General features: G+C 60.9%; 15 protein-coding genes. 5 read left to right on the top strand and 10 right to left on the bottom strand.

The window, feature by feature from the left end:
* Window positions 1-26: 26 nt before the first annotated feature.
* On the bottom strand, window positions 27-1,022 hold the full coding sequence (locus tag ACNPM8_RS18335; protein WP_332595293.1) for a helix-turn-helix transcriptional regulator: 996 nt from the start codon (window positions 1,020-1,022) through the stop codon (window positions 27-29).
* Window positions 1,023-1,116: 94 nt separating this feature from the next.
* Between ACNPM8_RS18335 and ACNPM8_RS18330 the strand changes: the two genes are divergently transcribed.
* Entirely contained in the window at window positions 1,117-1,482 is a 366-nt protein-coding gene (locus tag ACNPM8_RS18330; protein WP_448940413.1) for a VOC family protein, read from the top strand.
* A 126-nt stretch (window positions 1,483-1,608) separates the two neighbouring features.
* Here the strand turns inward: ACNPM8_RS18330 and hpaD are convergent, their stop codons facing one another.
* The 4 genes from hpaD to ACNPM8_RS18310 all read right to left on the bottom strand — a co-directional run bounded on the left by hpaD (window position 1,609) and on the right by ACNPM8_RS18310 (window position 6,524).
* The gene (hpaD, locus tag ACNPM8_RS18325) at window positions 1,609-2,706 is read right to left on the bottom strand and encodes a 3,4-dihydroxyphenylacetate 2,3-dioxygenase (protein WP_105658115.1); all 1,098 of its coding nucleotides are present in this window, start codon (window positions 2,704-2,706) and stop codon (window positions 1,609-1,611) included.
* 63 nt (window positions 2,707-2,769) lie between these two features.
* Complete coding sequence (gene hpaE / locus ACNPM8_RS18320) at window positions 2,770-4,263, bottom strand: 5-carboxymethyl-2-hydroxymuconate semialdehyde dehydrogenase (protein WP_105658032.1); 1,494 nt, start codon at window positions 4,261-4,263, stop codon at window positions 2,770-2,772.
* 78 nt (window positions 4,264-4,341) lie between these two features.
* Window positions 4,342-5,001 (bottom strand): GntR family transcriptional regulator, encoded by a 660-nt coding sequence (locus ACNPM8_RS18315; RefSeq protein ID WP_332488680.1) that lies wholly within the window; start codon window positions 4,999-5,001, stop codon window positions 4,342-4,344.
* Window positions 5,001-6,524 (bottom strand): fumarylacetoacetate hydrolase family protein, encoded by a 1,524-nt coding sequence (locus tag ACNPM8_RS18310; RefSeq protein ID WP_181148971.1) that lies wholly within the window; start codon window positions 6,522-6,524, stop codon window positions 5,001-5,003. The genes ACNPM8_RS18315 and ACNPM8_RS18310 overlap by 1 nt, the downstream gene beginning before the upstream one ends.
* A gap of 547 nt (window positions 6,525-7,071) precedes the next feature.
* Between ACNPM8_RS18310 and ACNPM8_RS18305 the strand changes: the two genes are divergently transcribed.
* Together ACNPM8_RS18305 and ACNPM8_RS18300 are read left to right on the top strand one after the other, a co-directional pair.
* Entirely contained in the window at window positions 7,072-7,869 is a 798-nt protein-coding gene (locus ACNPM8_RS18305) for a hypothetical protein (protein ID WP_448940412.1), read from the top strand.
* Complete coding sequence (locus tag ACNPM8_RS18300) at window positions 7,833-8,699, top strand: hypothetical protein (RefSeq protein ID WP_448940411.1); 867 nt, start codon at window positions 7,833-7,835, stop codon at window positions 8,697-8,699. Before ACNPM8_RS18305 ends, ACNPM8_RS18300 begins: the two co-directional genes overlap by 37 nt.
* A 189-nt stretch (window positions 8,700-8,888) precedes the next feature.
* Here ACNPM8_RS18300 and ACNPM8_RS18295 read toward each other — a convergent pair whose 3' ends face one another.
* From ACNPM8_RS18295 to ACNPM8_RS18285, 3 genes are read right to left on the bottom strand one after another with little or no spacing between them, the layout of a single operon-like run.
* Window positions 8,889-10,124, bottom strand: a complete 1,236-nt coding sequence (locus ACNPM8_RS18295; RefSeq protein WP_133834727.1) for an ABC transporter permease — start codon at window positions 10,122-10,124, stop codon at window positions 8,889-8,891.
* Window positions 10,121-10,828, bottom strand: coding sequence for an ABC transporter ATP-binding protein (locus tag ACNPM8_RS18290; protein ID WP_448940410.1), 708 nt, complete (start codon window positions 10,826-10,828; stop codon window positions 10,121-10,123). The genes ACNPM8_RS18295 and ACNPM8_RS18290 overlap by 4 nt, the downstream gene beginning before the upstream one ends.
* Window positions 10,818-11,897: an efflux RND transporter periplasmic adaptor subunit gene (locus ACNPM8_RS18285; protein ID WP_448940409.1), complete on the bottom strand. Its 1,080-nt coding sequence runs from the start codon at window positions 11,895-11,897 to the stop codon at window positions 10,818-10,820. The genes ACNPM8_RS18290 and ACNPM8_RS18285 overlap by 11 nt, the downstream gene beginning before the upstream one ends.
* A gap of 887 nt (window positions 11,898-12,784) precedes the next feature.
* On the opposite strand from ACNPM8_RS18285, the gene ACNPM8_RS18280 reads away from it, so the two are divergent.
* Window positions 12,785-20,647 (top strand): prealbumin-like fold domain-containing protein, encoded by a 7,863-nt coding sequence (locus ACNPM8_RS18280; protein ID WP_448940408.1) that lies wholly within the window; start codon window positions 12,785-12,787, stop codon window positions 20,645-20,647.
* A 167-nt stretch (window positions 20,648-20,814) separates the two neighbouring features.
* Here the strand turns inward: ACNPM8_RS18280 and ilvD are convergent, their stop codons facing one another.
* Complete coding sequence (gene ilvD, locus ACNPM8_RS18275) at window positions 20,815-22,734, bottom strand: dihydroxy-acid dehydratase (RefSeq protein ID WP_105661080.1); 1,920 nt, start codon at window positions 22,732-22,734, stop codon at window positions 20,815-20,817.
* Window positions 22,735-22,819: 85 nt separating this feature from the next.
* Between ilvD and ACNPM8_RS18270 the strand changes: the two genes are divergently transcribed.
* Window positions 22,820-23,599: a helix-turn-helix transcriptional regulator gene (locus tag ACNPM8_RS18270; protein WP_105658042.1), complete on the top strand. Its 780-nt coding sequence runs from the start codon at window positions 22,820-22,822 to the stop codon at window positions 23,597-23,599.
* Window positions 23,600-23,869: 270 nt separating this feature from the next.
* Here ACNPM8_RS18270 and ACNPM8_RS18265 read toward each other — a convergent pair whose 3' ends face one another.
* The gene (locus ACNPM8_RS18265) at window positions 23,870-24,619 is read right to left on the bottom strand and encodes an alpha/beta fold hydrolase (RefSeq protein WP_181148884.1); all 750 of its coding nucleotides are present in this window, start codon (window positions 24,617-24,619) and stop codon (window positions 23,870-23,872) included.
* Window positions 24,620-24,686: the final 67 nt, after the last annotated feature.

The raw sequence follows: 24,686 nt of genomic DNA, 5'->3' as shown, positions 1-24,686 counted from the left end.
GGCCGGCCTTTGCGCGCTCGCGACGATCACGAACGATCCGGCTCTCCGGGCACCGGTGCGGCGGATGGATCCTGATGGCGCGAAACCAGATCGGTGGCCAGCGCGCGAATCATGTCACGTGCCGCTGGGGGACCAGTTACGTGGATATGGTCGGCAAATTGGAGCAGTTGGCGCACGTCTTGGATTTGCCGGAACACGATAGTGATCGGGTACCACCCTCCTTCGGCTGCGTCCACGTCCCGGAGACGCTCGCCCAAGATTCGCCGGGCCAAATCCAGTCGAGTTGCACGCAGGCGGGCCGTGATCATCACGTCCCCGGGTGCCTCTGTGCGTTCCTTGAGCGAGAGCCACACCGTGCGCAGGGTGGCATCGACCTGCAAGTTTGCCGGCGCCTGCAGGATTTCGAATGAGTAGAGCCGCTCCAACGAGAACAGCCGCTGCTCACCTTGCTGTTCGGCGACGAGATACCAGCGACCGGACTTGGCCACGAGTCCATAGGGATCCACGAGCAGGAACGCTGGGTGCGCCTCGGTACTGCGCCGATACTTGATGCGCAGCTGGCGCCGAAGCCGCAACGCGGTTGCCAGATCCGCGATATCGACCAGCAGGCTCCGGCCCGACAGCCAGGCAGAACTATCCACCATGACAATATCGGCCAACGTAGCACGGGGATGGGCCGCTGGAGCTGCGTCCTGCTTCAGCGCGACCTTGCGCGCCGCCGTAGCATGTGCGTCCCGCAAGCCCAGAAGTTCCAAATGCCGTTCATCGAGCCCCGCCACGGACAAGGCTTCCAGCTCCGGCGGCTCCAGATGGGCCAGATTCAATCGGGAGCCCGGCAGCAAGGCGATTCCTCCGTGGCGCCCGCGCTCGGCGTAGACAGGGACGCCAGCCATGGACAGCGCTTCGACATCGCGCAGGATGGTCCGTCGCGAGACCTCCAGCGTCTGGGACAGTTCCGAGGAGCTGATGCGCTGACGAGTCTGCAACAGCAAGAGCAGGTGCAACAGCCTGGAAGCTTTCATGACCTTCAAGTATCCCAGAAAAGAAGACATGTTCTGTCGTGATTTTCTGGTGGACTGCTAATGTCCACTAATTCATTGATCCCAGGAGTCCCCGATGCCCCGCCCGAACCTGTTCCTCGTTTATGTCAAAGATGCCCGGAAAGCTGCCGAATTCTATGGCGATTTGTTCGATATGGATCCCGTCTTCGTCTCGCCGCGCTATGTGGCATTCGCCCTCAGCGAGCAGGTGAGCTTCGCTGTGTGGTCCGGCAAGAATGAAGATGCGGTCCCGGAAACCCCGCGCACCAGCGAGGTGGGTTTGATGGTCTCCGGCTCCGGCGGTGACGTTGACGCAACTTGCCGCCAATGGTCCGCCAAGGGAGTGCGCATTGTGCAAGAACCTTACGACGAAGTCTTTGGCAGGACCTTTGTTGCCGCGGATCCAGATGGCAACCTGATCAGGGTCTCGCCGATGGACTAGGAATTAGCGTGGCCAATAAAAGCAGAATCCCGGGGCATCGGCGAAGAAATTCGCTGATGTCCCGGGATTCTTGTGTTGCAGCTCAGGGAAGCTGCCAAGCTCTGGGTCTAGAAGAGCTTGCCTGGCTTAGAGCTGGTTGCCCAGCTTGAAGCCCTTGGAAGCCTGGCCATGGTACGAGCCGTCTTCGTCACCGGCACGGGTGAAGGAGAAGCCGTCGGCGCCAATGGTGACTTCCAGTTCGGAGTCATCAGTGCGCTCGATGACTTCCTGCACGTTGCCATCCAGGTCCAGGACCTTGGAAGCTTCGGTGTACCACGATGGAACAACCGGGTTGCCCCACCAGTCGCGGCGCTGGTTGTCGTGCACGTTCCAGGTGATGGTCGGGTTGTCCGGATCGCCGGTGTAGTAATCCTGGGTGTAGATCTCGATGCGGTGGTCATCTGGATCCAGGATGTACAGGTAGAACGCGTTGGAGACACCGTGGCGGCCGGGGCCGCGCTCGATGCGGTCCGAGATGCGCAGTGCGCCCATCTTGTCGCAGATCTGGATGATGTTGTGCTTCTCGTGGGTGGAGAAGGCCACGTGGTGCAGGCGCGGGCCGTTGCCGCCGGTCAAAGCCGTGTCGTGCACGGTGCCCTTGCGGTGCATCCAGGCTGCGTAGGTGGTGCCTTCGTCGTCCTGGATGTCCTCGGTGACGCGGAAGCCCAGGTCCTCGAGGTACTTGCGGCCGCGTGGCACGTCCGGGGTGACCTGGTTGAAGTGGTCCAGGCGGACAAGTTCGCCGGCCGAGTACAGGTCGTAGCGCATGTGCAGGCGCTCTACGTGGGTGGTCTCGAAGAAGAACTCGTATGGGAAGCCCAGTGGGTCCTCAACGCGCACGGCGTCGCCGATGCCCTTGACGAAGCCTTCCTTGCGGCGCTCGGTGCGGCAGCCCAGTTCCTTGTAGTAGGCCTCGGCCTTGTCGACCTCTTCGGCGCTGCGCACACGGAAAGCCATGGCCTTCAGTGCTGCCACCGGGCCCTTGGTCAGCACCAGGTTGTGGTGGATGAATTCCTCGAAGGAACGCAGGTAGATCTGGTTCTCGTCTTCGTAGGATACGTGCAGGCCCAGTACGTCCACGTAGAACTTGCGCGAGCGCTCCAGGTCGGTGACGACCAGTTCAGCGTAGGCGCAGCGCAGGATATCCGGTGCTGGAACCGAAGGGGTTGGGATCGGGTTTGCGATCTCTTTGCTCATGATTTGCTCCTTTGCAAGCAAGAAAAACTAGGGGCGGGAAGCGCGTGCTTCCTAGACGCCGAACTTAGGGGAGTGCGCTTCGTTCAGGGTGATCTGGATGGACTGCTGGGTGGTGTAGAAGTCCACCGAGCGGTAGCCGCCTTCGCGGCCCAGGCCCGAAGCCTTCACGCCGCCGAATGGAGTGCGCAGGTCGCGGACATTGTTGGAGTTCAGCCACACCATGCCCGAATCGATCTGGTGCGCGAAGTTGTGCGCGCGCTTCAAGTTGCTGGTCCACACGTAGGCTGCCAGGCCGTACTTGGTGTTGTTGGCCAATTCCAGTGCTTCCTCGTCGGTGTCGAACGGGGTGATGGCAACAACCGGGCCGAAGATCTCGTCCTGGAAGATCTGCGCATCCGGGGCAACATCGGCGAAGACGGTCGGAGCAACGTAGTTGCCCTCTTCGAAGCCTTCGGCGCGGCCGCCGCCGGCCAGCAAGCGGCCTTCGGTCTTGCCGATCTCGATGTAGCCCATGACCTTCTCGAAGTGGTTAGGGTGCACCAGTGCACCGACTTCGGTCTTCGGGTCACTCGGCAGGCCAACGCGGATGTTCTTGGCGCGTTCTGCGAACTTGGCTACGAAATCATCGTAGATATCGCGCTGGACCAGCACGCGGGAACCGGCGGTGCAACGCTCGCCGTTCAGCGAGAACACGCCGAAGACGGTGGCGTCCAGGGCGGCTTCCAGATCAGCGTCGGCGAAGACCACTGCAGGGGACTTTCCGCCCAGCTCCAGGGACAGGCCCTTGAAGAATGGCGCGGCCGCGGTGGAGATGGTGGCGCCGGTGGAAGAGTCGCCGGTGAAGGACACCAGTGGCACATCCGGGTGCTTGACCAGGTAGTCGCCGGCGACGCCGCCGGAACCGAAGATCAGGTTGAAGACGCCCTCTGGCAGGCCGGCTTCGCGGAAGATTTCTGGCCACAGGCCAGCGGAGAGCGGGGTGTAGCTGGCAGGCTTGAGGACCACCGAGTTGCCGGTGGCGATGGCCGGAGCCAGCTTCCAGGATTCCTGCATGAACGGAACGTTCCACGGGGTGATCAGCGCGGCGACGCCAATGGGCTTGCGGTTCACGTAGTTCATCTGGCGTCCCGGGACGCGGAAGGAGTTATCCACCTGCGCGACGATCAGGTCGGCGAAGAAGCGGAAGTTCTCCGCGGCGCGGCGGGCCTGGCCCTTGGCCTGGGTGATCGGCAGGCCGGAGTCGTAGGACTCAAGCAGCGAGAGCTCTTCGTCGCGGGACTCGACGATGTCAGCGATCTTGTGCAGCACGCGGGAACGCTCGCGTGGCAGCATCTTGGCCCAAGGGCCTTCCTTGAAGGCCTTGTTGGCGGCGGCAACTGCCAGGTCCACGTCTTCAGGCTGTGCCGAAGCCACGGTGGCGTAGTTGGTGTTGCTTACCGGTTCCTGCACGTCGAAGGTTGCTCCGCCGATGGAGTCAACGAATTCGCCGTTGATGTAGTGCTGCAGGTGGGTCGGAAGGTTTTCCGGTACGAAGTGCTTGCTCATGGCAGTTCCTTTCGTGCTGTTCCGGTGTTTTCACCGGATGGGTTGTGGCAAATCTATGAAAGTTCTCGGTGCTGCTGGCTAGATGGCGCTAGGTGCCATGCCGGCCGCTTTCAAATAGGCGTTGAGCGTATTCGAGCGGTGGTCCCGGCAGGCGGCTTCGATCTGCGCCGGGGTGGCATGGTTGCCGATCAGATCCAGCAGCGCCTCATGCTCCTGAACCGAAGCGCGAGCCCGGTTGGGAATGTGGGTGAAGCTGCTGGCCCGCATGGCCGCCAGCCGGCGCCATCCGCGCTGGACCAGGTCCAGGATGTGCGGATTGGGGCACTGGCCGTAGAGCAGCTGGTGGAATTCGGTATTCATCCGGGTGAAGGCCACCGGATCGAAATCCGCCAAGCACTGGCGCATGTTCTCGTTCAGCGCCCGCGCCTTGGCAAGCCAGGCGGCATCCATGGCATCGGCAGCCAGCGCGGTAGCGGCCGGCTCGATGACCATCAGGGTCTGCATGGTGTGCAGGTACAGGGTGGAATCCACGTGGGCCACCGTCGCCCCGACGTTGCGGGTGAAGTGCACCAGGCCCTCGGCCTCCAGCCGGCGGATCGCTTCGCGCACCGGAACCACGGAGCAGCCCAGCTCATCGGCAATGGTGCCCAGCACCAGCCGGTAGCCGGGGGAGTATGCCCCGTTGACGATGCGCTCGGAAACCAGCTGGTAGGCGGCTTCGGACTTGGAGGCGGTCATTACAGCGACCATGAGTCCAGATCCGGGCTGCCTGCGTCCTTCCAGGCGTTGTACTTGCTCTTCCACGCATCATTCATCGGGAACAGGCCCTCGATGCCGTGGCCGCGCTGGACCATGGCGAAGATGAATTCGTCATTGGATTCGGTCACCGCGGCTTCAGCGGCCACCTCGGCCACCATTGCTGGCGGGATGACCACGATGCCATCGGAGTCGGCCACGATCACATCTCCTGGCTGCACCGATACGCCGCCGCAGGCCACGGTGATGTCCTTGTCCCAGGCCACGTGCTTGCGGCCGAGAACCGCTGGGTGGGCGCCGTTGTAGAAGACCGGGATCTGCAGGTTGGACACGGCGTCCAGGTCCCGTACGCCGCCATCGGAGATGATGCCGGCGGCGCCGAGCTGCTGGGAGCGCAGGGCCAGGATGTCGCCCAGGGTGGCCGAGCCGGTCTCGCCGCGGGCTTCCATGACCAGGATCTCGCCGTCATTGAGCGAGTCGATGGACTGCTTCTGCATGTTGTAGCCGCCGCCGTGGGCCTTGAACAGGTCCTCGCGGTTGGGGATGTAGCGCAGGGTGCGGGCGGTGCCGATCACGCGCTGCATGCCCTTGGTGGCACCGGGGACTTCGATGTTCACGTTGTTCAGGCCGCGCTTGCGCAAGGTGGCGGACAAGGTGGCGGTAGCCACCGAAGCCAGCTGCTCGCGGACCTTGTCGGTCAGCACGTCCTTGCCGGTGATGATCGGGGCCATGCCGGCGGTCTCGCGATCGCCGTAGGCATCTTCCTTGTCCTTGTCGGTGACCTTTGGCTGGTTGCCGAAAGCGGCGAAGGCCGCAGTGCCCTCGACGGCGGTGGTCTCCAGCTTGCCGGTCGTGGCGCCGGAGACCAGGTCGGTGACCTCGACCTCGACAACGTCGCCGGGGAAGAAGACGGTGGAGCCGGCCGGGGTGCCGGTGAGGATCATGTCACCTGGCTGCAAGGTCATCTGCTGGGACAGGTCGGCGATGATGGTTGCGAAGGAGAAGAGCAGCTCGGAGGTGTCGGCGTCCTGGGCGAGCTTGCCGTTGACCCAGGTCTGCACGCGCAGCTTGGCAGGATCCAAGGTGGCGGCATCCAGGGCGTTGGGACCCACCGGGGTGTAGCCGTCGCCGGACTTGGAGCGGATGTTCGAGCCCTTGTCCGCGTACTTCATGTCGTGCACGCCGAGGTCGTTCGATGCGGTGACCTGCCCGACGTAGCCCCAGGCTTCGTCTACCGAGACGCGGCGAGCGGTCTTGCCGATGATCAGTGCGATCTCGCCCTCGAAGGCGAGCAGCTCGGTGCCAGCTGGGCGTTCCACGGTGGAACCGCTGGCGGCCAGCGAGCTGGTGGCCTTCATGAAGTAGCTGGGGAACTTCGGGGTGCGTCCGCGCTGCGCCGCACGCGAGGAGTAGCTAAGGTGTACGGCCAGGATCTTGCCTGCCTGCGCGAAGGTCTCTTCGGTTACTGGGACAATATTGCTCACCGTTGATCGGCCTGCTTTCATCGAACATCATCTCGTACATCAAATCGTATACGATCAGTGTGCGCCGAATCTCAAACGGTGTCAAGCGGGCTTTGGAAATCTTTGGAAATGATTATCGTGAAGGCCTGGGAATCCGCAAGATCACGCGGAATTCTCCGTGAGCGGGAATGTTTCGAAATGGACAATTGCGGGGCGCCGGAACGGATGTACTGCAGCACACAATCGATAGCAGGAATCCTGGCTAGCCAGTCGATCTGATGCCGGATTCCCTGCATGGCCATCGTTGCCCTGTAGTCGGCAAAGGATGCCCGACCGGCGCTATCCTCTTGCCAGCTGGGCGGCAGGGGCAAGCTCGCTCGCGAACCGAAGCCGAGCTACGGCAGGCGCTCTTTTGCCGATCGTGGAAATAGGCCATTTCACTGAGGGTGAGGGCAAGTGGAGTCATGGATTGTTCACGAGAAATATTCCGTTGCTCCCTCCTGCATGCCGGGTAATTGTAGATAGCCTGTATTTATGGGGAGTGTATTTAATATCCGAAACTCGCTGAGATGAGAGCGCAAGGAAAAAGATGTCTTCAGGTCAAAACACAGGCGTGATTGATTCGACGCTGCCGTCGCACCCCACCGAGGTCCACGCAAATAGCTGGATGTGGGGATCCGTGGCGTTGGTCGCCAGAGTTCCGGCATCTTCGATCACGGAACCTGATGGAAACTTGTGGTGGGTCCCGTCGAATGCCGCGGATATCACGTGGAAGATGTTCTGCAAAGATCTGCAAGGCGAAACCTCTGAGTTTCTCCAAAACGACGCGGGAAATCTGCATAAAGCATCAAAAAGCTGGTTCGACAAGACTTCGGTCGGACCTCATTTCCTGGCCATGACTGCCGACGCGAAGCAAGCACTATCGGGTGCTCCAACGTTTGCTTTCGACAACCAGAAGGTAATCAGCAAGCTGACCGGCGCCGGTATCCGGATCGCTGGAATTTCACGTTCTCGTAGTGAGGCGGAAACAGGAGCCGGCAACGCTGAATACGTCGCCTTGCACCTGAAGCTTTCGAAAGAGGCATTGCAAACCCCCGGTTGGGTGACCTCTGCGCTGCACCGGCCGACTCGTGCTGGGCTACTGCCGGGCACAAACATCGATGGCAAGGACTTGCGAGCGGGTGTAAACAACGCCTTGCGTTCAGCAGGCTTGGCAGTAGAACTGAATAATGGCGGCGCTCTGCAATCAAAAGACAAGCAGGATCCATGGGGAACATCTATACGATCTCCACTTTTATTCCGCAAGACAAGATTCCTCAGTGCCAAAAACACTGGCACGGACCGAGCGCGATGGACAACCCTGCAGTGCGCTGGGCGCATGCACTGAGCATTGCTCAAACCGCCACGCCTAAGCCAACTTTGAGCGACTGGTCCGACCTCGGAGTTAGCAAAGCCCAAGTCTCCCTTGGCCCGTCAATTGGTTGGTGCAGTGATCGGGGGATGGGGATTGTTGCCCAGTCCCGTCCGGATGGCGATCCTGAACACTGGATCGCAGAGACTGGGCATACGGTGGCCTTAGCGCATTCAGTCTTCGTCGATTTGGCGGTCTTGACGATGCAGCAAGATGAATTCTTGACCCAGCGCGCCGGACACCTGGCCAATCTAGCGGCAACCGGAAACCTTGAGGATTCCGCTGCTTCGCTTAAGCGATACAAGGACATTCAAAAAAGGTTTATCGAGTTCCACGGTAAGCGCTGGTTGCAGGAGATACCTGGACGTGAATCTGCAACTCGGGTGCTGCAAGCCATGCAGAACGTGCGCATGCTGGAAGAAAGAATCAAGCATTCACTGATCGAGCAGAAATCCATCATGGATTATCTGGAAGCCAACCAGCGCGCCGAAGAAGAGCAGGTGAATCGCGAACGAGCCGAACAACTGCGCGAAGAGGCGGTTAAGCGTGAGAAGTTCAGTCACCGAGTGAATATTTTTGCGTTTATATTCCTGCCGGCCACACTGATTTTCACCGTTACCGGAGGTCTGGGGATCCAGTTATCCACACTTTGGGGAACTATTTGGATCGGCATCGCTGCTGTCACTACTATCGGGCTGATTGCTTGGATGAAGACAGAGGGTGGAAAGAGGAAGAAGGATAGAAAACGCGCGACCGGAGGCGCATCGCGCAGCGACGAATCCCTCCCTGCCGTGAACAAGGGATAAACAGATCAGCTCAACACAGTTCGCGGCCACTGAGCTGGAGAAGAACCTCTTGGTTTGAGACCTCGGCGACGGAGGCCTTCTCATCGGTCCTCGGCTACCGCAGTTAATCAGCCGACTCACCAGGGGTACGCAGAAGGCGCTGGAACGGAGGTCATGATTCCGTTCCAGCGCCTTAGCGGCATCTGCATATTAGACGCGAATAGCATCCACAATCTTGACTCGGGCTGCCACCAGCGCGGGAAGCACACCGGTCAGTGCGCCTACGGCGATGGAAACTCCCATGCCAAGTAGGGCCGCACCGATAGGGAATGCCGGCATTTGATCCAGCTCGGTAGCCATCACCATATTCAGCAGATTCTCGTTGGAGACCAAGGCAACGGAGATGAGCACGCCAATGCCACCTGCTACGGCCGTGGCCACGACGCTTTCCATCATCACCGAGAAGAATACGCGTCCGGTTGTTGCACCGAAGCTGCGTCGGATACCCACTTCGCGGATACGCTGCTTCATGGTCACCATGGCAACATTGAGCAGACTCAGGGAACCAAGCAGCAAGATGATGATTGCGATCCCGGCAACCACCATGGTCAACATCTTCAAGCTCTCATCAGCACCCCACATCAGATAATCTTCGCGGTGCGCATCAACTGTGAGACCAGGAAGTTCTGCCTGCATTTGCTGGCCGAAGTGCATGGCCAGCTCTTCGGATCCCTCGATGGGCACCCACAGCTTGTAGCTGACCTCATTGAGCGGAGCTTGCATGCCGAACCAGTGCTCATAGGTGGCCGGCAGCATCCACAGCTTGCCGCCCATGCCGTAGCTAGATGCTTTGGTGGTTCCGATGACCGTAACTGAGACGGTGTTCCCATTGCTCATCAAATCCACGGTTAAAGGCAGTCGCTGGCCTTCCAGTCCCAATTCTTTGATGAAGGTGTGGTCAACCACCGCCGCTGGGGCAAGATTCTGTGCATCTTCGGCTTCCAGCCAGCGGCCGTCAGTAACAACTAACCGGTGCATTGGAGCGTAGTCGGGATCAACCACCATGATCTCGGCATCAAGGCTCAGCCCTTGGGCTGAAGCCTTCTGGTCGTAGCTGCGTCCCATCATGGTGGTGTACTCGACCTTGAACCGGTCACTGGTCTTTTGAAAGGCCTCATCGATTTGGTCGTTGCCCGCAGGACCAGCATCCGAGTTCGGGTCGTAGGCGTAGACAACAATCATTGCTGGCCGACCCTCGCTTTCAAGGCTTTCGGTCATCATCTGACGCGCCATGCCAGCTCCGGCCAATGCCGTAGTCAACGAGGCCACCGCAATGGTGACACCAACCAAGGAGAGCAAGACGCGCAACTTGTGAATACGCAGTTCCTGCCATGCCTCCAGCAGCGCAGCAACAAAACCGGTTCCTAAGCGAGTTAAGGATTTCATCTTGCCGCCACCTCACTGAGCGGATGCAGCCGCCCGCCATCCAACTGCAGCTGTTCTCGGGCCAAGGCCGCAACATTGCTGTCGTGCGTGATGGTGATCAGGGCAGCGCCGGAATCAACCGTGGCGGAATCCAAGAGATCCATCACCGCACGTCCGGTAGTGACATCCAAGGCACCGGTGGGCTCATCGGCCAGTACGACTCGTGGCCGGCGGACCAGCGCGCGAGCGATGGCCACACGTTGCTGCTCACCACCGGAGAGGGTCTGGGGCATTGAATCCAAGCGTTTGCCCAGTCCCACGCGCTCCAAGGACTCGGTTGCTAGCTTGCGCCGATTCCAGAAGTCGCGTCCACCGGCGTACATCAGTGGAGCCATGACATTTTCCAGGGCAGTGCGTCCTGGCAGGAGGTTGAACTGCTGGAAAACGAAACCGAGGTCGCGCCCGCGAGCATGGGCCGCCTGTTTGGCGCTCAGCCGGGTCGCATCCTTGCCTCGCCACAGCAGGCTACCGCTGGTGGGCCGATCAAGCAGGCCAAGGATATTCAGCAGCGTGGACTTGCCCGTACCCGAACGGCCGACAATGGCAATGTGATCGCCTTCGGACACCGTGAGATCAATCCCGTTGAGGATATGCAGCTCGCTGTCGTCGGGCAGCAGGACGCTGCGCGTGACATTCTCGAGCTTCAGCAATGGCTCACCACTCATCTGAGTAGGACTCCATATCCATCATTTCTTCAGGTGCCGGGGTGGATCCTGGGACGAAGCGGAGAATTTCCGTCTCATCCTTCAGTCCTGAAATCACCTCGATGACCTTTCCGTCGGTCACGCCAAGCTCTACCTCGGTGCGGATTTCCTTGCCGTTTTCATCCAGCCTCCACACCGCACCCTGGCCAACCAGGCCACGAACAGCCGATACCGGTACGGTCAATACGTCCTCGGCCGTGCCTGCATCAATTTCCATGTTCATGCTCAGGCCGTCGAAAACCACGATGTCTGCAGGTACGGCACAAGAAATCTCGCTGCCCGAAGAGCTCTCCGTGGATTCTCCGGACGCCATTGGATCCATCTGCGATTCCATGTCCTGGTCTGCGGAGCCGGCGCTGGTTTTCTTCGAAGCGCTGTCACCGACAGACAGGTCCTTGCAGGTGAATGGCTCCGGTCCGCCGTCAATGGTGATCGTTGCTTCGAGGCTTTCATCGAGCAACCGGTAGCGGTCCAGCGGATCGATCGAACCGGCGGCCAAGAATTCCTGGGGTTGGATCGCGCCGAGTGCCGTGCCCTTGGTGACGTCATCGCCAACCTCGATCTGGAAAGCGCCGACCTTGCCTGTGGCCGTTGCGTAGACGTCGTGGTACTTCACCACTGGTGCAGCTTCCTGCGGTTGCTGCTCGTCTTGTGAACCTTCACTATCCGAGTCGTTGGCCCCGACGCTCTCTGGCTGGGATTCGGCGCGGACCTGGAAGATTCGATCGCCGAGGGCGACATTGTCGCCTGGCTTGACGAAAGCCCAATTGACAACGCCGTCCACGGGCGCATTCAGCTCTTTCGATTCGGTGAGCTTAATAGTTCCGGGGATGGACAGCTTATTCTCTACCGTGGCTTTCTCGGCAAAGATGGTCTCTGCCGGGATCTCTCCGGTGGGGAACAGGTCATCGTCGGCGCTGGCCGTGCCGCCGGCAAACGCGAGTTTCACGAGGCTGACGGCGATCAAGGCGCCGATAACTAGCCATGCAGCGGGAAGGAATATGCGACGGAACGCGCGTCGTTGGCTCATAGGGTTGCTCTTTTCACCATTCAATGATTACCAAAGTGTTCAGCAACTACCAAGCTCAAACGGAGAAAACACGCAACCTTTATCAGATTGAGATTTATTTTTACTTTGCAGGTCAGACCGGGTACTCAAATTAGTAGTTGAAGGTCGTAGTGAATCTTCTCGACGTTCCAGAGTGAAGCGGGGCAGTCTCCGGGACTCGACTCCACGGAGCTCTTCGGTGGATGAGGAGCCCCCGAGGCGTAGTGCCATTGCTTCTGTACTGGCCCCGGGGTCGGCAGGATTGTTCCAGTCCGGTTTCTGCCAAGCCTTTCGGGTGCCGCGGTCGAGCGGGCGGTGCCAAAGCCGCTGTTGCAGCGCATCGACCTTCATTGCTGTCCGCTAGGGCCTGAATCGTGAATTTGGCAGATGACAAGCACGTTTAATCCATGGACAAAGAAGTGCACCGATTGCTTCATTTTCAGCCAAATTTATTTCGTTCCATTTGCTGGCACAAAGCCGAATGCCGGCGTAGGATGTCGGCATATCGTTGTCTTGAATTGGGGGATTTAAAGACGAATTGAAACACTCGCATTCATTTCGCATCTTTAGATGCATTGGGGAACTTATCCTGAGCAGTTGAGCCACATGGGGTGGCTGAATCATGGGCCAGGCTTTCATTATCTGAGGTCAAAGCCTTACTATAGCTCGCTCTTTTTCGGGTGGATCGCTCCTGCACGCCGCGCGATCCACTCAGGACATTCTTGTATGGGGGAGAAATGTCTAGGCATCAAAGGCGTGGCACTTTTGTGCCAAATTTGCGCCGTAAAACAGCTTTAAACAGATTATTAAAAGCATGCTTGGCGATAATTTCGTCGATTTCCTTGTGCTTTGTCATGACCATTCCGGGCATGGCAGTTGCTGCCGAAACTTCTGTTGGGGAAGAAGTCGAGGCCACACAGCAGGGGACTGAACCGGAGAACTCCGAATCGGTCCTGGCCACCGGCTCGGCTGAGGAAACCAAGGCCGAAGCCGACGAATCGTCCACGGCTGACACGGAGGAAGAACAGCCAGCTGCTGAAGCAGAAGTCAGTGCCAAGACCTCGGCGCCAGAGGAAGAAGCAGCGGCCGAACCTGAATCCGCCCCTGCACCGGCACCGGCAACTCAGAAGCCAGAAAAGCCAAAAGCTGTGGAAACCACGCAGCCGGCACCCGAAGCGCAACCTGTGGAATCAGCTGCGCCCAAGCCGGAAGAGAAGCCAGAAGGCAAGGATTCACCGAAACTTGCGGAGCCGAAGGCCGAAGTTTCGGAATCGGAAGATTCTACCGGGTCCTCGACAGCGGCCCGCGAGCCGATCACGGCCGCTGCCCTTGAGCCAGGTGCCCCGCGGATTTGCGAGTACAACGAAGGAGACGGCTCGGTCGACACCTTCATGCAGAGGTCCGATGAGATGCCCGCCTTCGCCAACGGCAATGTCCACGACGGGCTCTATGAGGGCGGTGTGGTTCACCAGCGCTTGGAAATGACATTGCCCGCAGGCGAAAACGAGCTGGTCATCAGTTACCAGGTCAAGCAGGCCGGCAAATGGGCCTATGACTATTTGCTCAACGAGACAGTGGACGGCGCGAACATCACCGGCTGGACTGTCGATGAAGGCGCCGGGAACGACCGCGTCGACACCGTCTTCATCACATTGATGGTCGACGGAGAAGAAGGCGACGAGTCAAGCGTCACCCTCTACTTCGATGCGCATATCGCCTCGGAGCTGGATCACGGCCCGGGCACCGGTGCTTCCTCAATCAACGGTTCGCCGTACCACGTCCTGATCTCGTCGTTGAACTGCAAGTCCATTGGACAACGCGACAACCAGATCCAGGCCGGTGCGGTCCAAGCAGGTTCCGTAACCGTCATCAAGGACGCGGTTCCTGCCGACGGCACGGATTTCGATTTCACCCTCGCCGAGGACCGCTTCGGCGACTCGACATCATTCAACCTCGATGACAGTGCCGGTTCCGATACCGGCGCGAGCTTGCCGCAGAGCGTCACCTACACCGTGGCGCCAGCTACGATCACCGTCACCGAAGAGGACTTGCCAGCTGGCTGGAATCTTTCCTCGATCGCCTGCACCGGCGCCGCCGCCATCCGCAGCGGTTCGGCCATCACTTTCAACCTGGGCGACAACGATGAAGTCACCTGTACCTTCACCAATACGAAGACCACCTACGGCGAGCTCACGGTCCATAAGGATGTGCAGGCATCCTATGACCGCGACTACGACTGGGATCTGGACAAGTCGCTGGCCCAGGGCCAGCAAGCCACAGTGAAGTCCACGGCCCCCGGAGTGGACGTCGACTACAACGTGGTCGCCACCGCCAGCGAGGCCCAGGACAGCAACTTCCAGCTCTCCGGCACCATTACCGTGGTGAACCCGAATGATACGGCGATGTCCGGGATTACGCTGGCCGACCAGCTTGATGGAGCCAATTGCGTCATCTCCGCTGGCGGATCGCCGATCGCCAATCCGGTGACCATCCAGCCCGGCGAGAATTCCTTCACCTATGAATGCGACCTGCCCGAGGGAACCAGTGCCGCCAGCGCCGGCACCAACACGGTCAGTGCAACCTGGGACCCGGAGGCCTACTATGGCACCGATGGCCAAGCCAGCGCCTCGGCCGACTACGATTTCGCGTCCGTCTCGCCAACGGTGACCGACGATGAAGTCACCGTCACCGATAGCGAAATCGACCTTTCGGGCATCGCCGGCGGTAACACCGTTACAGCGGGGGAAAGCCCGAAGACCTTCGCGTACACCATCGAGTGGGACGGCGTGCTCGGAGAATGCACCGACTACCAGAACATCGCCAGCCTCGCCGCAGACGACGGTGAAACGCTGACCGACAATGCCACCGTGGAAGTCTGCATCGGCCAGGACCTGGCTATCGAGAAACTGGTCGTGTCCAGTTTCAACCGCAGCTACGACTGGAGCATCGCCAAGGACGCAGTAGGCGAGCAGCCATTCACCGCGGATCCGGAAACCGGCGAATTCACCGCGCAATACTCCGTCACTGTCACTCCCGAAAGCTATTCGGACAGCGACTGGGCCATGAGCGGAACCATCACGGTATCCAACCCCAATGACTGGCAAGCCATTGACGTGACCGTCACCGACCAGGTCGATGTGGGCGGGGACGCAACCTGCCAGGTGGTCGGCATTGCCGGCGAACCGGACACGCTGGACGCCGATCCGGTGGCACCGGGCTTCCAGGCAACACTGGATGCCTCCCAAACACTGACCTTCAGCTACAGCTGCACCTTCGGATCGCAGCCGAATTACGAGGGCAGCAACACCGCCGAAGTGACGTGGTCCTCCAGCGAGGCCTCCACCGCTTCGGGCAGCGCCACCGAAGTTGTACCGGTGGATGCAGGCGACTGGACGCAGACACCACTGAACCAGACGGTGACCGTGACCGACCCGCTGCATGAATTCGATCCGGCCTGGACCATCAATTACTCCGATGGACCGCAGACTCGGACCTATGAATACACCTGGACGGTGGAGGAAGCCGGCAAGTGCCAGAGCTTCATGAACACCGCCACGATCACCGGAAGCAACCAGCTGGTCAAGAGCGATGACGCGCAGGTCGAAGCGTGCCGCCAGGCAGGGCTGACCGTCACCAAGGACGTGACAGCCTCCTATGACCGCACCTATTTGTGGAGCATCGACAAGCAGCTGGCCGAGGGCCAATCGCCAGATGCCGTCGTCGAGGAAGACGGAACCGCCACCGTTCACTACACGGTGCTGGTGGACAATACCGGCTACGAGGATTCCGGGCAGCAGCTTTCCGGGTCCATTACCGTGGCCAATCCCAACGAATTCGAAGACCTCGAAGTGACGATCAGCGACGAGAATACCCTCTCGGCCGCCTGCACCATCATTGCCGAGGACACGAATCCGGGAATGGAAGGCATGCAGCAGGTGGTGCCGCGCAGCGGCTCGATCACCGTGGACTACAACTGCGATGCATCGGCCGTGGCGGAGGCCGACTACACCGGCCACACCAACACCGCGGTGGTCACCTGGGGTGATGGGCTGCAGGCTGAGAGCCAGCCGGTACCCATCGAATTCACCCTGGATGAGAGCACCGATGAATCAGTTGGCGTCTGGGATGACCAGGCTGATCCTTCCGGGGACCCGGTACTGCTGGGCACGGTCCACTACGCCGACGCCCCGCAGAGCTTCAGCTACGAGATCACCTACGAAGTGCCGCGTGATGAATGCCTGGTCTTCACGAATACCGCGTGGGTGGATCTGGCCGGCGAGGACATCGAGGACTCGCAGGACGTGGGCATCTGCGACCAGAAGAATCTGGTTATCACCAAGGACGTGGACGCCAGCTACGCACGCGACTACGACTGGTCGCTTCACAAGCAGGTGGACCGCAGCGAATTCACGGTCGCCGGCAACGGCACGGTCACCGCGCACTACACGGTAGTGGCCACCGCCGGCGAAGCGCAGGATAGCGCGAAGCAGGTGTCCGGAACTATCACCATCAGCAACCCGAACACGCAAGTCGGGGACCTGGCGGCCACGGTCACCGATGTGCTCTCCATCCCGTCGGCCAGCTGCACCATCGATGGCACCGACGCGGATGAAAGCGCTGACGGTTTCCAGATCGTGCTGGGAGACGGTGAAAGCATCACCCTTGGCTACAACTGCCAGGTACCCGCTGACACCGACATCACCGCCCAGTACACGAACACCGCAACCGTGGCCTGGGGCCAGGAGCGCCAGGCTGAAACGGAAGTCGGCTTCGGGTTCGAGCAGGCACTGCTGACCGACGGCGAAGTCACCATCACCGATGACAAGACCGTTGAAGGCCAGGAAGTGGTGCTGGGCACCGCCATGGCCGGTGAATCGCCGAAGGCCTTCGAGTACGACCTGGAACTGCAGGGCGTGGCCGGAACCTGCACCGAGTACACCAACACCGCGGTGCTCGATGAGGCCACCGGCGAGGGCGAGGAGAACACGGCTTCGGCCAGCACCACGGTGTGCGCCGGCGCAGATCTGGATATCGCCAAGAACGTCGTGACCTCCTTCGACCGCTCCTACCTGTGGTCGCTGGACAAGGAGCTGCTCTCCGGGCAACCGCTGGCAGCCAACCCGAATACCGGCGAGGCCACGGCGAACTACCGGATCACCGTGACCCCCGAAGGCCACGAGGACGGCAATTGGGCGATGAGCGGAGAAATCACGCTGGCCAACCCGAACGACTGGCAGGACGCGCCGGTCACGGTGCAGGACTTCGCCGATGTCGGCGGGGACGCGGCCTGCACGATCACCGGGGTGCAGGGCGAAGCGGTGGCTGACATGTCCGCCGAGCAAGCCGGCTTCCAGACGGTGATCCCCGCAGGGGCCCAATGGGTGATGGACTACTCGTGCACCTTCGCATCCCCGCCGGACTACGAAGGCAGCAACACCGCCACCGTGGACTGGGACGCCCAGGCGCTGAGCACGGCCAATAGCCAGGACTCGGACACCGTGGGGATCTCGGAACAGGACTGGAACCAGACGCCGCTGAACGACACGGTCACCATCACGGACAGCGCCCACGAGTTCGATCCGCCGTGGACAGTGGATGTGGCCGATGGGCCGCAAAGCCGGGACTACTCGGTGACGTGGACCGTGGACCAGGCAGGCACCTGCCAGGTCTTCGAGAACGTCGCCACGCTCACCGGCGATGACGGCTTCACCGCGGCGGACAACGCGCTCGCCGAAGCCTGCCGCGAGGCGGCCTTGGAGATCAGCAAGACCGTCGAAGCCGCGTACGACCGCACCTACCAATGGCAGATCGACAAGTCCTTGGCCGAAGGCCAGGACCAGGAGATCACCACCAACGGGGCGGCCAGCGAACCGGTGGACTATGTGGTCAAGGTGGAGAACACCGGGTATGAGGATTCGGGATGGGTGCTGGAAGGCCAGATCACCATCACCAACCCGAACCAGTACACGGGCATCGACGCCACAATCCAGGACGTGGTCGATCTGGACGCGGTCACCTGCACCACCTCTGAATCGCTGGTGGGCATCCCGGCCAACGGGACAATCACGGTCGGCTACAGCTGCGATGTCTCCGCGGGAGTCGATGCCGGCGACTATAGCGGCGGCACCAACACCGCCACGGTCAGCTGGGGCGATGACCGGGCATCGAGCACGCAGGTGCCCATCGAATTCGCCATTGATTCCCGCATCGATCGGCAGGTCGAGATCTGGGATGACCAGTCGAATCCCCAGGAGCCGGTATTGCTGCGCACCGTGGACATCGATGATTCGCCGGTGCTCATCGAGTACCAGCTGGAGCATGATGCTCCGGCCGGTGAATGCATGAGCTACACGAACACCGCCTGGGTCGATATCCAGGCAGGGGAGGATCCGAGGGATGAGGCGACCGTGCAGCTATGCGGCTTGCTCGATCTGATGATTGCCAAGGATGCCGAAGCCAGCTTCGATCGGACCTACCTGTGGGATCTGGAGAAGAAGGTTGACCGCACCGAAGCTGTCGTCGCCGAGGACGGCACCGCCGACTTCTCCTACACCGTATCGGCCATCCCGGACGGATCGGAGGATTCCGGCCATGAAGTGCACGGCATGATCGTGCTGGTGAATCCGAACCGCTTCGCATCAGCCTCGACGGTAGCCACCATCACCGATGAAATCAGCATCGAAGGGGTCACGTGCACCATCGACGCCGAGGACGCCGATCCGCAAACCGGGGGCCTGCAAGTCGCAGTCCCGGTGGGCAGCGACGGAACCGGAACCACGGTGCAACTGCCCTACAGCTGCTCGGGTACCCCGGAACAGCTGCACGGCAGAAACACGGTTACGGCAACCTGGGGCGAGGATTCGGTGGCCACGTCAACCGCACCGGTGGACTACCTGCTGGATGCTGAAACCGATCAGCAGGTCACCGTCATCGATGACAAGACCAACCCCGAGTCGCCGGTAGTGCTGGGCGAAGCGATCTGGAATGCCGAAGGCACCCCGGTCGACTTCGACTACACCCTGCGCCACCAAGCCCAGGCCGGCACTTGCACCGAGTTCACCAACACCGCGGTGATCCAGCAGACCGGGGCCGAGGATTCGACCACCGTCACCCTCTGCGGCCAAAAGGCCCTGGGGCTGCAGAAGACCGCGCAGGGACTGGTAGACCTGGATTACGAATGGGAGGTAGAGAAGCGGATCGACCAGAGCAAGCTCACCGCGAACGGGGATGGAACCTTCACCGCGCACTACTGGGTTCAGGCTCGCAACACCGCAGCCGTTGAGCAGAACTTGCGGCTGGCCGGTGAGGTGATGGTGCAGAACCCGAATGATTTCGGTTCCATCACCGCCACCTTGGAAGACCGGATCGATACCGCTGGCACCAGCTGCCGGATCGATCTGGAAGATGCCGATGAAGCGGCCGCTGGATTGCAGGTCGTGCTCGATGCCGGGGAGAACTTGGGGGCCCGGTATGAATGCGACCTCGCTAGCTGGCTCACCACCGATGCCTTCGAGGGAGCAGTCAATACGGTGATTGCCACCTTCGATGACCGCGAAGTGCGTGCCGAAGCACCGATCGAGTTCCAGATCGATGCAGTCACGGACGAATCGGTGGCAGTCACCGACGACATGATGGATCCTGGCGCCGAACCGAAGGTGCTCGGGGTAGTCCATGTCCCGCAAGCTCCAATGCAGTTCGAATACGAACAGGTGCTGGAACCCGAAGCGGGAACCTGCACGGTATACACCAATACCGCGGCAGTCCATGAAAGTACCGACGGCAACGGCAAGGACGAATCCTCGGTGGACCTGCAACTGTGCATCGAGCAGGGCCTGATGATCGCCAAGAGCGCCGACGCCCAGTACGTCCGGGACTACGACTGGTCGACCCGCAAGGAGGCGAAGGAAACGAAGTTCGAGGTTGACCCGGACGGGCAGGCCACGGCCAAGTACACGGTCCAAGCGATGCTGGAGGGTTACGAAGACCAGGACTTCACCGTCACCGGTGAGATCACCGTGGCCAATCCGAATGACTTCAAGGACACGCAAGTGCTCCTGGAAGACAAGCTATCCATCGACGGGGCCAGCTGCTCCATCGAAGGATTGGCGGAGGGGAAGCTGGAGCTTGCGGCCGGGGAAACCCGCACCGTGAAGTACAGCTGCACCTTCGAAGCTCCTGTTGCCGAGGCCGACTACACCGGCCACGAGAACACGGTGAACGCCAGCTGGACCGACGTGGAGGGCACAACCCGCACGGTCAGTGCCAAGGCTCCGCTGGAATTCGAGGCGGCAACGGCCACCGATGAAATGGTGACGGTCTTCGATGACTACACCAATCCCGGCCAGCCGCGGGAACTGGGCACGGTCAAGGCCGAAGAGCAGAGCAAGAAGTTCACGTACGAACTGGTCTTGGACGGCGTAGCCGGCACGTGCCAGACGATGACGAATACGGCCTCGATACCGGAGAAGTCCGGCGAGGATGGGAACAATTCGGATTCGGCGGATGTGGAAGTTTGCTCCGAGGCTCCGCAGGCAGCGCCACCGGCACCACCGGCACCACCGGCACCACCGGTTCCGCCGGCTCCGCCAGCGCCGGCAGCACCACCTGCCCCGCCAGCACCGCTTGCGGCAACCGGCCTTGACCAGGGCTCGTTGTGGCTGGCAGGGGCTGCAGGGATGGTGATTATCGCCGGAGCATTGATCCTGCTTCGGTACCGTCGCCGGAACCCATAGTCCGCGCGCCAGCTGGATGCCGGCCTTGCCTCTCGCGGCAGGGCCGGCATTCGGCGTGCGGGGAACAATCCCTGCTGCTTCAGGGCTAGTGCCTTGGAAACAGAACAGGCCCGGTCCGCTTATTCGCATAAGAGGACCGGGCCTGTTGCCATGGTCAAGCCTTCTGGCTAGATTTGGGCCGCGCTCTGGGCAGCAGCTTCACGCTCATCGGCTTCGCGCATGGCACGCTCCACGCGATCCACGTCGCGGACCGCACCCTTGTCAGCGGACAACGCCATGGCGGCGTAGGCCCGCAACGCAGGGGAGACCACGCGCTCGCGGCTCTTCGGACGGTAGCCGGTGGTCGCGATCAAGCGCTCGCGGCGTTGTGCCAAGACCTCGTCAGAGACGTTCAGGGTCAGCTCGCGGGTAGGGATATCGATGGAGATGGTATCGCCATCTTCCACCAGGGCGATCATGCCGCCGGACGCGGCCTCGGGGGAGACGTGCCCGATGGACAGGCCCGAGGTACCACCAGAGAAGCGGCCATCGGTGATCAGTGCGCAGGCCTTGCCCAGGCCGCGGCCCTTGAGGAACGAGGTGGGGTAGAGCATTTCCTGCATGCCCGGCCCGCCCTTGGGACCTTCGTAGCGGATGACTACTACGTCGCCTTCCTTCACCTGCTTGTTCAGGATCTTCTCGACGGCTTCATCCTGTGATTCGCAGACCACTGCCGGGCCGGAGAAGGTCCAGATCGAAGGGTCAACGCCAGCGGTCTTGACCACTGCACCGTCCACGGCGATATTGCCGCGCAGTACGGCCAGGCCGCCGTCCTTGGAGTAGGCATTCTCAACCGAGTGGATGCAGCCTTCTGCATCATCGGTGTCCAGCGCCGCCCACCGCTCGGACTGCGAGAAGGCGGTGGAGGAGCGCACGCCGCCCGGGGCCGCGTGCCACAGGTCGAAGGATTCCTCCTTGGCCTTGCCGCTGCGGATATCCCAGTCATCGAGCCATTCGCCCAGGGTTGCCGAGTGAACCGTGTGCACGGTTTCATCCAGCAGGCCGCCGCGGCGCAGCTCGCCGAGGATTGCGGGGATGCCACCGGCACGGTGGACATCTTCCATGTAGTAGATGGTGCCGTTGCCGGCAGCGTTGGGTGCAACCTTGGCCAGGCACGGGACACGGCGGGACACTTCATCGATCTCATCGAGGCCGAATTCCACGCCGGCCTCGCGGGCGGCGGCCAGCAGGTGCAAGATGGTGTTGGTGGAACCGCCCATGGCGATATCCAGCGCCATGGCGTTGCCGAAGGCCTTCTTGGTGGCGATGCTGCGTGGCAGGACCGTCTCGTCGTCTTCGCCGTAGTAGCGGTTGGCGATATCGACTACCAGCTTGCCGGCGTTTTCATACAGGTCCTTGCGGGCCGTGTGGGTAGCCAGGGTGGAGCCGTTGCCCGGCAGGGACAAGCCCATGGCCTCGGTCAGGCAGTTCATCGAGTTGGCGGTGAACATGCCCGAGCAGGAGCCGCAGGTCGGGCAGGCCGACTCTTCGATGCGCAGCAGGTCTGCATCCGATACGTTCTCGTTCACGGCCTCGGAGATGGCATCCACCAGGTCCAAGGTGCGCACGGTGCCATCTACCAGGGTGGCGCGGCCGGCTTCCATCGGACCACCGGAGACGAAGACCGTAGGGATGTTCAGGCGCAATGCGGCCATCAGCATGCCCGGGGTGATCTTGTCGCAGTTCGAGATGCAGATCAGTGCGTCGGCACAGTGGGCATTGACCATGTATTCCACGGAGTCGGCAATGAGGTCGCGCGATGGCAGCGAGTAGAGCATGCCGCCGTGGCCCATGGCGATGCCGTCGTCCACGGCAATGGTGTTGAATTCGCGGGGGATGCCACCGGCGGCAGTGATGGCGTCGGAGACAATGCGGCCTACCGGCTGCAGGTGGGTGTGCCCTGGAACGAATTCAGTGAAGCTGTTGGACACAGCGATAATCGGCTTGCGCCCGAGGTCAGCGCCGTTCACGCCGGCTGCGCGGAACAGTGCGCGAGCGCCGGCCATATTGCGGCCATGGGTGACAGTGTGTGAACGAAGTGTGGTCATACCTAAAATCTCACCATATATTTGCCCTCAAACCCAGACGGTGACGATACTAGTAGTACTACTACCATGCAATGAGGTTTACCCCGTGACTCCAAGTCAAAGACGTCGCGAAGAACTCGCCGCGTTCCTCAAGGACCGCCGGGCCCGGGCTGACAGGGCTTCCCATGGATTGCCGGAGATCGGACGCAGCCGCGTGCGCGGCCTGCGCCGCGAAGAAGTCGCCACCTTGGCCGGCGTTTCTGTTACCTGGTACACCTGGCTTGAGCAGGCCCGCGACATTAATCCCTCGCGCCAGGTTCTGCAGTCCTTGGCACGGCTGTTCCGGCTCACCCCGGTGGAATCCTCGTACCTGTTTTCCCTGGCAGGGCACGGTGAGCTTGACCCCATTGGCACCGGCGGCATGACTCCAGCCCTGCAGCGTTTGCTCGATGCGTTGCAGTTCCCAGCCTTCCTGCTCTCCGCCGACTGGACCATCCTGGGCTGGAATGAAGCCTATGAACAGCTGTATCCGCGGGTGGCTTCATTGGACGGTGAAGATCGGAACCTGTTGTGGCTCGTTTTCACCGATGCGCAATTGCGTGAGATGCTCCCGGATTGGGAAGTGCAAAGCCGCGGTTTCGTGGGAAGCTTCCGTGCTGAAACGCGTGGATGGCTCAGCCCGTCGGGGGAGAGCGGCATCGTTGCGCGGGTCTCGGCGGCCTCCCCGGAATTTGCCGCGATCTGGAATGAACGCGACGTTGCAGGTTTCCGCACCGGTGAACGGGTGTTCCGGCATCCTAAATTGGGGCTGACGCGCTACGAGCAGCACAACCTGACTCCTACCGAAGCCACGGACTTGACCCTGTTGATGTACACGCCGCTTTAGCGCAGGTGGGCTCGCCGAAGTAGCGGCAGGGACTGGGAAGAGATTCGAGATCGCTAGGCTTGTACGCATCGAATCATTTAACCGCTAAGGGCCACAGCGCTGATCGGAACGTGCAGCGAACAAGAGCACTTCCATGTTCGGTTCCAGTTCGGAAATGCAATAGTCGGCGCTGAGCCGGCTAAGGCTCGTCTGGAAACCCGGACGAGCTTTAGCCCGGATAGTTGAGTAGGCTCAAGGCAGCGGAGGCATGCATTAAAGGAGTGGCCGGAGCTAAAAGCTCACGAACTCAAGCGCTCTCTCCTTGAACTCGCGGCTGGTTACCGCGTTGGCGTGATTGCGACCTGCCAGCCACAGCACTTCATTGCGTGTTCCTGCGTCCTTCAGGAGGCGACGCAAATGCGGCATGGTGGTCGCCAGATCGTCCTGGTCTCCGGCGACCAGCAAGGTGGGAACTGACGGCACCTTGGCTGCCGGATCGTAGGGCTCGGATTTGATTGCTTCAATCAGCTCAAAGAGCGCCGATAGATCATTGGACGGTTCAGCCTCGGCAATCCGCATGATGGCGGCGGTGTAGTCGTCATGGATCTTTTCGCCCGTCTCGACGTAGGTGCGGGCCTGGCCCAATTCGAAGGCGGCCAGCGGATCACCGGCTCCTGGACCCCCGATGACCAGATGATTCACTAAATCCGGGTTGAAGGCGGCGAACTCCCAAGCCAGCCGGGAACCCAAAGAGTAGCCGATGACGTCTACGGGACCATCATCCAGATGCATCACGATGGCAGCCAGGGCCTGGCGAATCTGGCTTGGCGCCCAGCTGCCGTCATTGCGGCGAGGATCTTCTCCATGGCCGGGCAAATCAACCAGAAGGACATCGCGTCCTGCATCAGTGAAATATTTCAGCCAACGCGAGCGGTCCCAATTCAGTTCGCCGGATGAGGCGAAGCCGTGGATGAAAAGCACGGATGGGCTTTTCACCTCAGCGTTTGCGCGAACCACTCGAAGATTCAGATCCAATGTCATGCCATTGATCATAGGCCATTCACCCTCGAAATGTGATCTGGGCTAGTGCCTGAAGAGCGTTAATGTC

Source organism: Glutamicibacter sp. AGC46, from assembly GCF_053543715.1.
This window is presented reverse-complemented; position numbering and strand designations above follow the sequence as displayed.